General features: G+C 66.4%; 11 protein-coding genes and 1 pseudogene. 5 read left to right on the top strand and 7 right to left on the bottom strand.

Translation table 11 applies throughout. From position 1 onward, the window contains the following. Positions 1 to 87 precede the first annotated feature (87 nt). The 4 genes from prpF to prpB form a co-directional block, all read right to left on the bottom strand. A complete protein-coding gene (gene prpF / locus AB4Y44_RS09755; protein ID WP_368699350.1) occupies positions 88 to 1,278 on the bottom strand; it encodes a 2-methylaconitate cis-trans isomerase PrpF in 1,191 nt (396 codons plus the stop codon). 58 nt (positions 1,279 to 1,336) lie between these two features. Then, complete coding sequence (gene acnD / locus AB4Y44_RS09750) at positions 1,337 to 3,934, bottom strand: Fe/S-dependent 2-methylisocitrate dehydratase AcnD (protein ID WP_342922539.1); 2,598 nt, start codon at positions 3,932 to 3,934, stop codon at positions 1,337 to 1,339. An 84-nt stretch (positions 3,935 to 4,018) separates the two neighbouring features. After that, on the bottom strand, positions 4,019 to 5,185 hold the full coding sequence (gene prpC / locus AB4Y44_RS09745) for a 2-methylcitrate synthase (RefSeq protein WP_368699349.1): 1,167 nt from the start codon (positions 5,183 to 5,185) through the stop codon (positions 4,019 to 4,021). 47 nt (positions 5,186 to 5,232) lie between these two features. Beyond that, the gene (prpB, locus tag AB4Y44_RS09740; RefSeq protein WP_368699348.1) at positions 5,233 to 6,123 is read right to left on the bottom strand and encodes a methylisocitrate lyase; all 891 of its coding nucleotides are present in this window, start codon (positions 6,121 to 6,123) and stop codon (positions 5,233 to 5,235) included. A 236-nt stretch (positions 6,124 to 6,359) separates the two neighbouring features. On the opposite strand from prpB, the gene prpR reads away from it, so the two are divergent. Then, on the top strand, positions 6,360 to 8,396 hold the full coding sequence (prpR, locus tag AB4Y44_RS09735) for a propionate catabolism operon regulatory protein PrpR (RefSeq protein ID WP_342922540.1): 2,037 nt from the start codon (positions 6,360 to 6,362) through the stop codon (positions 8,394 to 8,396). 7 nt (positions 8,397 to 8,403) lie between these two features. On the opposite strand, the gene AB4Y44_RS09730 is transcribed toward prpR, so the two are convergent. Beyond that, positions 8,404 to 8,796 carry a hypothetical protein gene (locus AB4Y44_RS09730; RefSeq protein WP_368699347.1) on the bottom strand — a complete coding sequence of 131 codons (393 nt, stop codon included), beginning with the start codon at positions 8,794 to 8,796 and terminating at the stop codon, positions 8,404 to 8,406. Positions 8,797 to 9,024: 228 nt separating this feature from the next. On the opposite strand from AB4Y44_RS09730, the gene AB4Y44_RS09725 reads away from it, so the two are divergent. Then, positions 9,025 to 9,645 carry a DNA-3-methyladenine glycosylase gene (locus tag AB4Y44_RS09725; RefSeq protein WP_368699346.1) on the top strand — a complete coding sequence of 207 codons (621 nt, stop codon included), beginning with the start codon at positions 9,025 to 9,027 and terminating at the stop codon, positions 9,643 to 9,645. Positions 9,646 to 9,861: 216 nt separating this feature from the next. Next, entirely contained in the window at positions 9,862 to 10,206 is a 345-nt protein-coding gene (locus AB4Y44_RS09720; protein WP_342922543.1) for a DUF4148 domain-containing protein, read from the top strand. 438 nt (positions 10,207 to 10,644) lie between these two features. Here AB4Y44_RS09720 and AB4Y44_RS09715 read toward each other — a convergent pair whose 3' ends face one another. Beyond that, positions 10,645 to 11,088: a CBS domain-containing protein gene (locus tag AB4Y44_RS09715; protein ID WP_342922544.1), complete on the bottom strand. Its 444-nt coding sequence runs from the start codon at positions 11,086 to 11,088 to the stop codon at positions 10,645 to 10,647. A gap of 285 nt (positions 11,089 to 11,373) precedes the next feature. On the opposite strand from AB4Y44_RS09715, the gene ribA reads away from it, so the two are divergent. Further along, positions 11,374 to 12,021, top strand: a complete 648-nt coding sequence (gene ribA, locus AB4Y44_RS09710; protein ID WP_035513597.1) for a GTP cyclohydrolase II — start codon at positions 11,374 to 11,376, stop codon at positions 12,019 to 12,021. 332 nt (positions 12,022 to 12,353) lie between these two features. On the opposite strand, the pseudogene AB4Y44_RS09705 reads toward ribA, so the two are convergent. Beyond that, a pseudogene (locus tag AB4Y44_RS09705) lies at positions 12,354 to 12,689 on the bottom strand (hydantoinase B/oxoprolinase family protein); the annotation flags it as partial. A gap of 102 nt (positions 12,690 to 12,791) precedes the next feature. On the opposite strand from AB4Y44_RS09705, the gene AB4Y44_RS09700 reads away from it, so the two are divergent. Continuing rightward, entirely contained in the window at positions 12,792 to 13,727 is a 936-nt protein-coding gene (locus tag AB4Y44_RS09700; RefSeq protein WP_368699345.1) for an SH3 domain-containing protein, read from the top strand. The last annotated feature ends 258 nt before the right edge of the window (positions 13,728 to 13,985 follow it).

Raw genomic sequence — 13,985 nt, 5'->3', positions numbered from 1 at the left:
AAGAACAACAAAACCGCCCTGACACATCGCAGCGTCAGGGCGGTTTTTTTTCACCACCGCAAACCGCTTACTTCTTGAAACCGCGCCTTAAAACGCGTCTCCCGGCACCCGCACCCAGCCTTCCATCAGCACGCGTGCGCTACGGCTCATGATGGCCTTCGTGACCGTCCATTCGCCGTTTTCCTGACGCGCCTCGGCGCCCACGCGCAGCGTGCCCGACGGATGCCCGAAGCGCACCGCGCTGCGTTCGCCGCCGCCCGCTGCGAGATTCACGAGCGTGCCGGGAATGGCCGCCGCGGTGCCGATCGCCACGGCCGCCGTGCCCATCATCGCGTGGTGGAGCTTGCCCATCGACATGGCGCGCACCAGCAGATCCACATCGCCGGCTTCCACTCGTTTGCCGCTCGACGCCGTATAGCTCACCGGCTTCGCCACGAAGGCGATTTTCGGCGTGTGCTGGCGCGTGGCGATCTCGTCGAGGTGATTGATGAGTCCCATGCGCAGCGCACCGTGCGCGCGGATCGTCTCGAACTTCTCGAGCGCCTGCGCGTCGCTGTTGATCGCGTCCTGCAATTCCGTGCCCGTGTAGCCGATGGCCTCGGCGTTCACGAAGATCGTCGGAATGCCCGCGTTGATCATCGTGGCCTTGAGCGTGCCCACGCCCGGCACTTCGAGGTCGTCCACGAGATTGCCGGTGGGGAACATCGCGCCGCCCGCGCCTTCTTCCTCGGCGGCCGGGTCGAGGAACTCCAGCTGCACTTCGGCGGCGGGGAAGGTCACGCCGTCCAGTTCGAAGTCGCCCGTCTCCTGCACGTGGCCGTTCGTCATCGGCACGTGCGCGATGATGGTCTTGCCGATGTTGGCCTGCCAGATGCGCACGGTCGCCACGCCGTTGTCGGGCACGCGGCTCGGGTCGACGAGGCCGCCGCTGATCGCGAACGGGCCCACGGCGGCGGAGAGATTGCCGCAGTTGCCGCTCCAGTCCACGAAGGCCTTGTCGATGGCGACCTGGCCGAACAGGTAGTCGACGTCGTGGTCGGGCTTGCTGCATTTCGCCACGATCACGGTCTTGCTCGTGCTCGACGTCGCGCCGCCCATGCCGTCGATCTGCTTGCCGTACGGGTCGGGGCTGCCGATCACGCGCATGAGCAGCTTGTCGCGCGCCACGCCCGGTTGCTGCGCCGAGGCGGGCAGATCCTGGAGGCGGAAGAACACGCCTTTGCTGGTGCCGCCGCGGATATAGGTCGCGGGAATCTTGATCTGAGGTACGTGTGCCATGTGTTGTCCTGAAACGAAGGGCGGCGCGCGTGTGAGCGCTGCGCCGCCCGTTTCCCGTTTATGCCGCTGCCTGTGACGATTCGAGGAAGTCCTGCGCGAAACGCTGCAGCACGCCGCCGGCTTCGTAGATCGACACTTCTTCGGCCGTATCGAGCCGGCAGGTGACCGGCACTTCCACGCGCTCGCCGTTGCGGCGCTCGATCACGAGCGTGAGGTCGGCGCGCGGCGTGCGCGCGCCGATCACGTCATAGGTTTCCGTGCCGTCGATGCCGAGCGTCGTGCGGTTCGTGCCCGCCTTGAACTCGAGCGGCAGCACGCCCATGCCGATCAGGTTGGTGCGGTGAATGCGCTCGAAGCCTTCCGCCACGATCACTTCCACACCCGCGAGACGCACGCCCTTGGCCGCCCAGTCGCGTGACGAACCTTGGCCGTAGTCCGCACCCGCGACGATGATGAGCGGCTGCTTGCGTTCCATGTAGGTTTCGATGGCTTCCCACATGCGCGTGACCTTGCCTTCCGGCTCGACGCGAGCGAGCGAGCCCTTCTTCACGGCGCCGTCTACCACGGCCATCTCGTTGATGAGCGTGGGGTTCGCGAAAGTTGCGCGCTGCGCCGTGAGGTGGTCGCCGCGGTGCGTCGCGTACGAGTTGAAGTCCTCTTCGGGCAGGCCCATTTTCGCGAGGTACTCGCCCGCAGCGCTGTCCAGCAGGATCGCGTTGGAAGGCGAAAGGTGGTCGGTCGTGATGTTGTCGCCGAGCACGGCGAGCGGGCGCAGGCCCTTGAGCGTGCGCTCGCCGGCCAGCGCGCCTTCCCAGTACGGCGGGCGGCGGATGTAGGTGCTTTGCGCGCGCCAGTCGTAGAGCGGGTCGGTCGTTTCGCCGCTGGCCGCCGTGGCCGCGAACATCGGCTCGTACACCTTGCGGAACTGCTCGGGCTTCACGCTCTTCGCGACGATGGCGTCGATCTCTTCGTCGCTCGGCCAGAGGTCCTTGAGGTACACGGGCTTGCCGTCCTTGTCCGTGCCGAGCGAGTCCTGTTCGATGTCGAAGCGGATCGTGCCCGCAATCGCGTAGGCGACGACGAGCGGCGGCGAGGCGAGGAACGCCTGCTTTGCATACGGGTGAATGCGGCCGTCGAAGTTGCGGTTGCCCGAGAGCACGGCGGTCGCGTACAGGTCGCGGTCGATGATCTCCTGCTGGATCTTCGGGTCGAGCGCGCCCGACATGCCGTTACATGTGGTGCATGCAAACGCGACGATGCCGAAGCCGAGCTTTTCCAGATCGGGCAGCAGGTTGGCTTCTTCGAGGTAAAGCTCGACGGCCTTCGATCCCGGCGCCAGCGAGCTTTTCACCCACGGCTTGCGCGTGAGGCCGTGTGCGTTCGCATTGCGTGCGAGCAGCGCGGCGGCGATCACGTTGCGCGGGTTGCTCGTGTTCGTGCAACTCGTGATGGCCGCGATGATGACCGCGCCGTCGGGCATCTGGCCCGGCGTTTCTTCCCACTTGCCTGCGATGCCGCGCTCGGCGAGAGCGGATGTGGGCAGACGCTTGTGCGGATTCGACGGGCCGGCCATGTTGCGCACCACGCTCGAAAGATCGAACGTGAGCGTGCGCTCGTATTGCGCGTTGGCGAGCGTGTCGGCCCACAGGCCAGCAGTCTTCGCGTAGGTTTCGACCAGCTTGACCTGCTCTTCCTCGCGGCCCGTGAGGCGCAGGTAGTCGAGCGTCTGGTTGTCGATGAAGAACATCGCGGCCGTGGCGCCATACTCGGGCGCCATGTTCGAAATCGTGGCGCGGTCGCCGAGCGTGAGGCTCGATGCGCCAACGCCGCGGAACTCCAGATACGCGCCCACGACCTTTTCCTTGCGCAGGAACTCGGTGAGGGCGAGCACGATGTCGGTCGCGGTGATGCCGGGCTGGCGCTTGCCCGTGAGTTCCACGCCGACGATATCGGGCAGGCGCATCCACGAGGCGCGGCCGAGCATGACGTTCTCGGCTTCGAGGCCGCCCACGCCGATGGCGATCACGCCGAGCGCATCGACGTGCGGCGTGTGGCTGTCGGTGCCGACGCAGGTGTCGGGGAACGCCACGCCGTCACGCGCCTGGATCACGGGCGACATCTTCTCCAGATTGATCTGGTGCATGATGCCGTTGCCCGGAGGAATCACGTCGACGTTCTTGAACGCTTTCTTCGTCCAGTTGATGAAGTCGAAGCGGTCTTCGTTACGGCGATCTTCGATCGCGCGGTTCTTGTTGAACGCGTCCGGATCGAAGCCGCCGCATTCCACGGCGAGCGAGTGGTCGACGATCAGCTGCACGGGGACGACCGGATTCACCTTGGCGGGGTCGCCGCCCTGGTCGGCAATGGCGTCGCGCAGGCCGGCGAGATCGACGAGCGCGGTTTGCCCGAGGATGTCGTGGCAGACCACGCGCGCCGGGAACCACGGAAAGTCGAGGTCGCGCTTGCGGTCGATGAGCTGCGTAAGCGACGCGGCGAGCGTGGCCGGGTCGCAGCGGCGCACGAGGTTTTCGGCGAGCACGCGCGAGGTGTACGGCAGCGTGGCGTAGGCGCCGGGCTGGATGGCCTCGACGGCTTCGCGCGCGTCGAAGTAATCGAGCCGGGTGCCCGGGAGGGACTTGCGGTAGGCGGTATTCACGGCTTGGGGACCAAAAGTGGTGTGAGCGGCGGTGCGCGGGAGCGAAGGCGATGTCGTCACGCTACGACGCATCGCCTCCGGCGATCAGCGCTTGCTGATCGGCGTGAACTTCAGATTTTCCGGACCCGTGTAATTCGCGCTCGGGCGGATGATCTTGTTGTCGATGCGCTGCTCGATGATGTGCGCGCTCCAGCCGGCCGTGCGCGCGATCACGAAGATCGGCGTGAACATGGCGGTCGGCACGCCCATCATGTGATACGACACGGCGCTGAACCAGTCGAGGTTCGGGAACATCTTCTTGACTTCCCACATCGTCGATTCGAGGCGCTCGGCAATGTCGAACAGCTTCATGTTCGACTGCTCCTTCGAGAGCTTCTTCGCGATTTCCTTGATGACCTTGTTGCGCGGGTCCGAGATCGTGTACACCGGGTGGCCGAAGCCGATCACGACTTCCTTCTTCTCCACGCGCGCGCGGATATCGGCTTCTGCGTCGTCGGCGTTTTCGTAGCGCGACTGGATCTCGAACGCGACTTCATTCGCGCCGCCATGCTTCGGGCCGCGCAGCGCGCCGATCGCGCCCGTGATGGCCGAGTAGATGTCCGAGCCCGTGCCCGCGATCACGCGGCCCGTGAACGTCGAGGCGTTGAACTCGTGCTCGGCGTACAGATTGAGCGAGACGTGCATCGCGTCGACCCACGACTTCGACGGCGCGCGGCCGTGCAGCAGGTGCAGGAAGTGGCCGCCGATCGAGTCGTCGTCGGTTTCGACTTCGATGCGCTTGCCGTTGTGCGAAAAGTGATACCAGTACAGCAGCATCGAGCCGAGCGAGGCCAGCAGGCGGTCGGCGATATCGCGCGCGCCCGGCAGGTTGTGGTCGTCTTTCTCGGGCAGCACCGTGCCGAGAATCGAGACGCCGGTGCGCATCACGTCCATCGGGTGTGCCGAGGCGGGCACGGCTTCGAGCGCCGTCTTCACGTTGGCGGGCAGGCCGCGCAGCGCCTTGAGCTTGGCCTTGTAGCCGGCCAGTTCGGCCGTGTTCGGCAGCTTGCCGTGCACGAGCAGGTACGCGACTTCTTCGAATTCGCACGCGGTGGCGAGGTCGAGAATGTCGTAGCCGCGGTAGTGCAGGTCATTGCCGGTGCGGCCCACGGTGCACAGCGCCGTGTTGCCCGCCGCCACGCCCGACAGCGCAACGGACTTCTTCGGCTTGAAACCGCCTGCGGCTTGCGTGGTATTTTCTGCTTCGCTCATGGTGTCTTCCTCTCTCCAGGTATCTGTGAACTATATGGTGGGCGGATTTACTTCTTCGCGGCGAAGAGCGCGTCGAGCTTGTCTTCGTACGCGTGATAGCCGAGGTAGCGGTAGAGGTCTTCGCGCGACTGCATCGTCGAGACGGCGGCCTTTTGCGTGCCGTCGCGCTTGACGGTCTCGTAGAAGTTCAGCGCGGCGGCGTTCATCGCACGATACGCGCCGCAGCAGTAGAGCGCGATATCCACGTTTGCGCTCTTCAGTTCTTCGGTCGTGAAGAACGGCGTCGAGCCGAACTCCGTGAGGTTGGCGAGAATCGGCACGTTCACGGCGGCACGGAAACGGCGGTAGTCGTCGAGCGTCTTCATCGCTTCGGGGAAGATCATGTCGGCGCCCGCTTCGACGTAGGCCACCGCGCGCTCGATCGCGGCGTCGATGCCTTCCACGGCGGCCGCGTCGGTGCGGGCCATGATGACGAAGCCGTCGTCGGTGCGTGCGTCCACGGCGGCCTTGACGCGGTCCACCATTTCGCCGGTCGCCACGACTTCCTTGTTCGGGCGATGGCCGCAGCGCTTCTGGCCCACCTGGTCTTCCAGGTGCACGGCCGCCACGCCCGCCTTGATGAACGACTTGATCGTGCGCGCGATGTTGAAGGCGCCGCCCCAGCCGGTGTCGATGTCGACCATCAGCGGAATGTCGACGGCGTCGGAGATGCGGCGGGCGTCGATCAGCACGTCGTCCATGGTGCTGATGCCGAGGTCCGGCACGCCGAGCGAGTTGGCGGCCACGCCGCCGCCCGAGAGATACACGGCCTTGAAGCCGGTCGCCTGCGCGAGCTTGGCCGCATACGCGGTGATGGCGCCGACGACCTGCAGCGGTTGTTCGGCGGCCACGGCTGCGCGGAATTTCGCGCCGGCGCTGGCGGGGGATTTGTTGTTCATGCGGGCTGTCTCCAATTGAATCGCCGCCTCATACTGCAGATAGCGTGCCAGCTCCGCGCATGGAGGCTAGCGCGTTGATTTTGCGCCGGAACTACGTTTGCCGGTTGCGGACCCTTATTTCCGTGATGAAATCACAATTTCAAAAATGAAATCGACGCGCGATAATGCGAAATCGGGCTGACGGCCGGCTTTCGGCTGCACCGGCCCTCGACGTCGCGACCGTATCGTTGGACAACATGAACCGCTTTCCCGCTCCCGCTTCCTCCGCCATTCGCCCGCGTGTGTGGGCCATGGGCATCAGCCGCCTGCGCGACCTGTTTCGCGACATCGCCCGCGAATACGACGAGCTCGCGGACCTGCGCGTGGTGCCGCGCGGCTTTGAGGAAGCGGTGGCCGAAATCGCCGCGGCGGGGCCGAACCAGCGGCCCGATGTGGTGGTGGCGGCGGGCTCGAACGGCACCTACCTGAAGGCGCGCGTCGACCTGCCCGTGGTGCTCGTGCAGCCCACCGGCTTCGACGTGATGCAGGCGCTCGCCCGTGCGCGGCGCGAGGCCGAACTCGTCGCGCTCGTGACCTATGGCGAGACGCCCGTGGAGGTGCGGCGCTTTGCCAGCGCCTATGGCATCGACGTGGTGTTCGGCCAGTACCGCACGGTTCAGGACGCCGAGGCCTGCGTGCTCGACCTGCGCGATCGCGGCGTGGGCGCGGTCGTGGGGCCGGGTCTCGTCAACGATCTCGCGGCGCGGCTCGGGCTCGTGCCGTTTTTCGTCTACTCGCGGCCCTCGGTGCGCGCGGCGTTCGACAACGCGCTGGATCTCGTGCAAGCCACCTGGCGCGAAACGCAGCGCCGCCAGCGCCTCGACAGCGTGCTGCAGCATCTGCGCGACGGCGTGGTCGCGCTCGACGCGCGCGGCCGCGTGGAGGCGATCAACCAGCGCCTCGCGGCCGTGCTCGGCATCGATCCGGCGGCCGCCGCGGGCCAGTCGCTCGCGGCGCTCGCGCCCGACATCGCCTTCGCGCTGCCCGAAGCCGATGGCGAATCGCTCGAGACCGTGCGCGGCGTGAGTTACGTCGTGCACCGCGGGCCGCTGGTCGACAACGGCGTGACGACGGGCGCCGTGCTCACGTTCCAGGAGTCGCGCGCAGTGGAGCGGCTCGACCGTACGCTGCGCTCGCGCCAGCGCACGCAGCAGTTCGTCGCGCGCTACCGGCTGGACGACCTGAGCGGTGCAACGCCCGGCATCGAGCGCGTGCGCCAGCTCGCGCGGCGCTATGCGAAGTCGGATGCCACGGTGCTGATCCGCGGCGAGAGCGGCACCGGCAAGGAGATGATCGCGCAGGGCATTCATCGCGAAAGCCCGCGGCGCGACTTTCCGTTCGTCGCCATGAATTGCGGCGCGTTTCCCGAGGCGCTGCTGGAGAGCGAGCTGTTCGGCTACGAGGAGGGTGCATTCACGGGTGCGCGGCGCGGCGGCAAGGTAGGGCTCATTGAGGCCGCGCACCGCGGCACGCTGTTTCTCGATGAAATCGGCGAGATGCCGCTGCCGTTGCAGAGCCGCCTGCTGCGCGTGCTGCAGGAGCGCGAGGTGGTGCGCCTCGGCGCCACGGAGCCCACGCGCGTGGACGTGCGCGTGGTCGCCGCCACGCACCGCGCGCTCACCGAGCAGATCGAAGCGGGCGAGTTTCGCGCGGATCTCTTCTATCGCCTGAACATTCTCAATCTCGCCATTCCGCCGTTGCGCGAGCGCGGCGCCGATATCGCGCTGCTGGCGGCGGAACTGCTGTTCCAGGCGTCGCGCCGCGAGCCGCGCGTGGCCGTGCGCATCCGCACGCCCGAAGACGCGGCGCGCACGCTCGCGCTGGTGAGCGGTGCGCTCGCGCGGCACGCATGGCCCGGCAACGTGCGCGAGCTGCAGAACGTGGTCGAGCGGATGGTGGTGGAACTGGCCGATTCGGAAGAAGACGTGCTGACGCCCGACGTGCTGCGCGCGATCGCGCCGGAGGTGTTCGAGTCGCGCGGCGCGGCGAGCGGTGCCGCGGCGAAGGCAGGCGAGGGCGCGCTCACCTTGCGCGAGCGCAGCCTCAACACCGAAGCCGATGAGATCCGCGCCGCGCTCGACGCCTGCAACGGCGATCGCGACCGCGCGTGCGAGATGCTCGGCATCAGCAAGACGACACTGTGGCGGCGCCTTTCCGCCGCGAAGGGCAAGCGCGGCAGCGCGCCAGGCGAGGCAACGGCGGCCACGGCGCCGCGCAAGGCGCCGCGCGCCTGAAACGCGCTCAGTTCTTCAGGGCGTTGAGCAGCGGTGCTACGGTCCCGTGCAAGTGCAGGATCTCGGGGCTCGCCTGCAACAACGCCTGATAGCGCTCGTAGAACTGCGCCGACTCCTCGCCGGAAAAGAGCGCCGCCACGCCTTGCGCCGCGCCGATGCGATCGTCGGGGCTCGCGTCCTTGGCGTCGAGCGTTTCGTCGACGTTGGCGATCACCGTCGAGAGCGGCATGAGCCAGCGAAAGCCCGAGCCGTTGATGAGCACCTGCAGGAAGGCCGCCGGCGTGACCGGGCCGAACTCGCGTTCGTAGTCCTTGCGCTCGTGGTCGAGAATCGCCTTGTGCAGCGTGAGCAGGGGCTTGCGCACGGTCGTGAGGAATTCAATCGCGCTTTGTTCGTTCATCGTGCAGCTCCTTCGTTAGCGCTCGTCGGGTCGTGAAGAATGGTCGAGCGACGCGCGCCGGATCATGAGGTAGCGCGAACCGTTCGCGCGGATATGCGGACGATGGTAGCGCAATGGCCGGCCGCACGTGGCTAAGCGGTAGATGAGCAGTGGGCGAGCGCGGCAGCGCTACACTCCGCCGGTCCGCGAAACCGCGATGCTTGCGCCGATCACCCCGAGAACGCTTCGATGACGATGACGATCCTGCCACTGCACCGCAACGACCTGCCGCTCGACACCGCCGAGCTGGCGCGCTTCATGGTCGGCAAATACATCGTGCGCGACCTGGCGCGCGGGCGCATGGCCGGGCGGCTCGTCGAAGTCGAAGCGTATCCCGTGGGCGACTCCACGAGCTACGCCTACATCGGACGCCGGCCCTATAACGCCGCGATGTTCCGCGAGCGCGGTCATGCCCACGTGCGGCTGACCTACGGCAGCGCCTGGATGTTCAACATGTCGAGTGAAGCCGTGGACGTGGGCGCGGGCATCCTGTTTCGCGCGCTGGAGCCGCTCGAAGGCATCGGCGCGATGGAGGCGCTGCGCCCCGGCGTCCCGCTGCGCGATCTCGCGCGCGGGCCGGGGCGGCTCTCGCAGGCGTTCGGCATCGCGGCGGCCTTCGACGGCGTCGACCTGTGCCGTGGGCACGGACTCTGGATCGGCCGCGTGGACGAACCCGAGCGGCCCGTCGGGGTGACGACGCGCATCGGGCTCTCGCGCGAGATGGACCGGCCGCTGCGCTTCTACGAACTGGGCAGCCGGTTCGTGAGCGGGCCGCGCAAGCTGCTGGACGGCAGTGTGGCCCCGCTGTGATCGGCTCGAGTGCTTCGGCGCAATCCGCGCGAAGCGCCGCGCCGCAAGGCGCTCGCGGGACATCGCATGCGCGCGGCATTGTTGCCGCGAATGAAAGTATATTTTCTCGAAATAAGGGTTTCCCCTGGGCTCCTGTCTCAATACACTGAAATCACTGGTTCGGCGATGCAAGCAGACACCGCCGCCGGCATAAAACAAGTGATGGAGGTAATGAACATGAAGTCCCGTACCCTGATTCAAGCTGCATTCGTCGCCGCCCTCGTGGCTGCTCCGGCCCTTTCGTTTGCCCAGGTGCAAGGCAACGGTCCGGTCACACGCGCCGAAGTGAAGTCCGAATTGATCCAGCTCGAGAAGGCCGGCTACAACCCGGCTACCGCGAACGACGCGACTTACCCGAGCGACATCCAGGCCGCCGAAGCCCGCGTGAACCAGCAGCAAGGCCTGGCGCAGCAAGCGCCGGCAGCTGAAACGAGCGGCTATGGCCCGTCGACCTCGGGTTCGGCGCAGTCGGGCCAGCCGGCCACGGTGCGTCCGTCGCAGTCGGTGTACTTCGGCAACTAAGCGGGCAACTAAGCGGGCGACCGGCGTGGGCGACCGGCGCGGGCAACTGAGCGGATAGCCGGGCATGGCGCGCCGTCATGGGGTGCCGAAGTCCGGGGAAAACGGAACGGTGCAAACGGCCGTCGCCCAGGCACCGGTGCAGGCGACATCGACCGGCCACCGGCTGGCCGCTCCCGCGCCAGCCGGTGCCGGGGCGCTCCGGGCAGGCCCAGACGCCCTCGCAAGTTGACCCGGCCGCGCCCCAACCCAGCCTGGCTCCCAACCGATACCGGCGAAGGCGGACACCGTTCCGCCTTTGTCGCACGCCGCCCGCGCAAACCATCGCGCGATTTTTCATGCGTGGAACCTCCGCCGCCGAAAGGTGGCTTCGCCCAACCCCGTCCGGATTGGGCGCTTTTTCACGTCTGGCGGTCTGGAGGGTGGGGCGGGCGCGTTACGTCAGGCGCCAGACCCGCCGGTGATGTAATGCTCGAGCTGCTCGATCGTGAACTTCTGCTCGGCGATGATCTCCTTCACCAGGTCGCCGATCGACACCATCCCCACGAGCTTGCCGCCGTCCATGACGGGCAGGTGGCGCATGCGCCGCTCGGTCATGAGCGCCATGCAGTCGTAGGTGGTCTGCTCCGGCTGGACGAAGCGCACGTGCGTGCTCATGATGTCGCGCACGGCGGTCGTTTTCGAAGATCGGTCCATCAGAACGATCTTGCGCGCGTAGTCACGCTCGGTGACGATGCCGGCGATCGATGGACCGTCGGTCACGAGCAGCGCGCCGATCTGCTTATCGGCCATCAGGCGGATTGCGTTGTAGACGGAATCGGAGGCTTCGATCGTGTACACCACCTGTTCCGGCTTCGATTTGAGTACCTGTGCAACGCTTGTCATAGGGCGACCCTCTTCGTCCTTCTGGTTGTCCAGTCATTGCGCGGTGCGGCAAGCCGGGTGGATTGCCCGTCAAGCCATTGGAAAGCCATTTCAGTATAGGCGGCTCGCGTGCCGTGCGTCGTCGGGGTATGCGCGGGGTCGCACCATTTATGCCGAGGGCATGCGGCGCAGACCGGGCGGCCCCCTACGGGGCTGGGCGGCGGGGCGGAGCAAATGGCGGTAAACTCCGGTTCCGAACCTCAACCCGGCCCCTTGCCGGTTTTGCCAGTTTTTTGCTCGAGAATCATGCCTACGCTTCCTGAGTCGTCCTGTGCGGACGGCGACAACGCCAACGAATGCGTCGTGCTTGACGCGACTGCCACGCTGCCGACCCGCTACGGCACGTTCGAGTCCTATGTCTACCGGGTGAAGGACGGCGGCGCCGAGCATCTCGCGCTCGTCATGGGCGACGTGGGCAGCGGCGAGCCCACGCTGACGCGGCTCCACTCCGAGTGCCTGACCGGCGACGTGTTCGGTTCCTACCGCTGCGACTGCGGCGAGCAGCTCGACCTCGCGCTGCGCTATATCGCGGCCGAAGGCCGTGGCGTGCTGCTCTACCTGCGTGGCCACGAAGGCCGGGGCATCGGCCTGTCGAACAAGATCCGCGCGTACCAGCTGCAGCAGCAGGGCCGCGACACCGTCGAGGCGAACCTCGATCTCGGTCTGCCCGACGACGCGCGCGAATACGATTCGGCGGCGGCGATCTTGCGCCTGCTGAAAGTGTCGTCGGTGAAGCTCATGAGCAACAATCCGAAGAAGTTCGACACGCTCAGGCAGCACGGCCTCCCGGTGATCGAACGCGTGGCGCTCGCGATCCCGATGCGCGAGGAGAACGAGCGTTATATCCGTACCAAGCAGGTCAAGTTCGGGCATTACTTCGAAGAAAACGAGTAATTTTGGCTTGGGACACGGAAAGTCGAGTGTTCCCTTGTAACCGATTGATATATAAGAAAGTTTCCGGCTTGTCTGGATCTGGCGGTACGGACATTTTCCTCGTTTCTAAAAATAATGAACGAATGAAAAGCAGGTGATATCGAGGCCGTGTGAAAACCGAGTTCGATGCGCTCGTGGTTGGGGGAAGCCACGGTTACTGAACGTCTTGGTCGCATAGTCGATGACCCGCAGTCGGCATGGCCAGTGCTCGTTGATTATGGGCGGAGCTTGATTCGCCGGCGGGGACGGGCGACAGCGGAGGACATCTATCGGAATTTGTCACTCGCACGCGTACCGTCCTTGCGGATCTCTATTTCCACGGGCGAGTGCATGATCGAGTCGAGTTTCGCGAATGCCGACGAGGTCTGCACATCGGGATGGTTGTACGGCACGTCGACGAAGGCGACCTTGCGATACTTGCCCGGCAGCGCCATCGCCTTGATGCGGGTCTGCAGACCCCTGCGTCCTTCCTTGATCACTTCATAGGCAAACTTCTCGTACGCGTCGAGCCCTTCCTCTTCGATCACTTCCTCGATCAGGTTGCGGATCATGTGGCAGCCGGCAATGCGCGTGCGTTCGTCGAGAATCCAGTACTTCGGTGTACGTACCGAACGATGGCTCTCGTGGAGCTTCACTACGTCAAAGAAAACGCATAACCTCGAAGCAGCGTCACGACCCGGGCACGGCAATTGCGCAGCGGAAAAACAAACTAGCTGGAACAGGGAGACTCAATGTCCAAGCGCCTCAACACGCGCCTGCGTGCGCTCGTACCTGCGCTCGCCAGCGCGTGCCTCGCAACCGGCTTCGTGCTCGCGTCGTCCGACGCCAGCGCGCAATCCGCGGCCTACACGAGCGAACCTGTGGATCTGTACGCCGGGCCTTCAGGCGACTATCCCGTCGTTGCCGAACTGGGACCCGGCCAGCCCGTCACCGTGATGGGCTGCGTGGGCGACTATTCGTGGTGTGACGTCACGGTGCCGGGTCTGCGCGGCTGGGTCTACGGTGGGTATCTCAGTTATCCGTATCAGGGCAACTACGTGCCGCTCACCGACTATGGCGCGGAGATCGGCGTGCCGATCGTGGCGTTCTCGCTCGGTGCCTACTGGGGCAGCTTCTACCGCGACCGGCCGTGGTATGGCGAACAGCATCGATGGGATCACGTTCCGCCGCCTGAGCGCGGGCGACCGCCAGGCGCGCCGGCGTGGCACGGCGCGCCTGGCCGTCCGCCCGCGATTGCGCCTGGCGGCGGCGAGCGCCCGCCCGCGCCCAATGAGCCGATGCGCGGCGCACCGCCGTCCGGAGCGCAACGCCCGCCTGGCATGGAGCAGCCCGGCACCATGCGTCCCCACGAGGCGGGGCATCCGCCCGAGCAGCAGCAGTTCGGCGGCCGGTCGCCGGCCGGCGCGCCCGCGCAGGGCTATGCGCGTCCGCCGGAGCCCCAGCCGCAGGGCGGCATGCGTGCGCCCGGGCCCGCACCTCAACAGCCGCAGGGCGGCATGCGTGCGCCCGGGCCCGCACCTCAACAGCCGCAGGGTGGCATGCGTGCGCCCGGGCCCGCACCTCAACAGCCGCAGGGGCGGCCGGCTGCGCCGCCTCAGGGTGGTCAGGGCGGCCACGGTCCCAGCCAGGGTGGCGAACGGGGCAACGAGCGGCAAACCGAGCACTAACGCATAGCGCGTTGCTTTGCTGCAGCGGCGGGATCTCCATGGCGGGAATCCCGCCGCCGCTGTTTTCCGACTGCGAATTAGGATTGCGAATCAATCGAGGGGCGTGACGGTCATGCGCCGCATTACGCGGGCTCACTGGAGCCATCGCCCGCGCCATGCCATCCGCCCGGCTTTTCACCGCTTTTCGCCGGTTCTGACAGATTTAACAATCCCTGACAGTAAATTCATGGCGCCCAGGTGAGAATACGTCGTCGCGGC

The sequence above is a fragment of the Paraburkholderia sp. BR10937 genome, from assembly GCF_040965695.1.
Lineage (GTDB): Bacteria > Pseudomonadota > Gammaproteobacteria > Burkholderiales > Burkholderiaceae > Paraburkholderia.
This window is presented reverse-complemented; position numbering and strand designations above follow the sequence as displayed.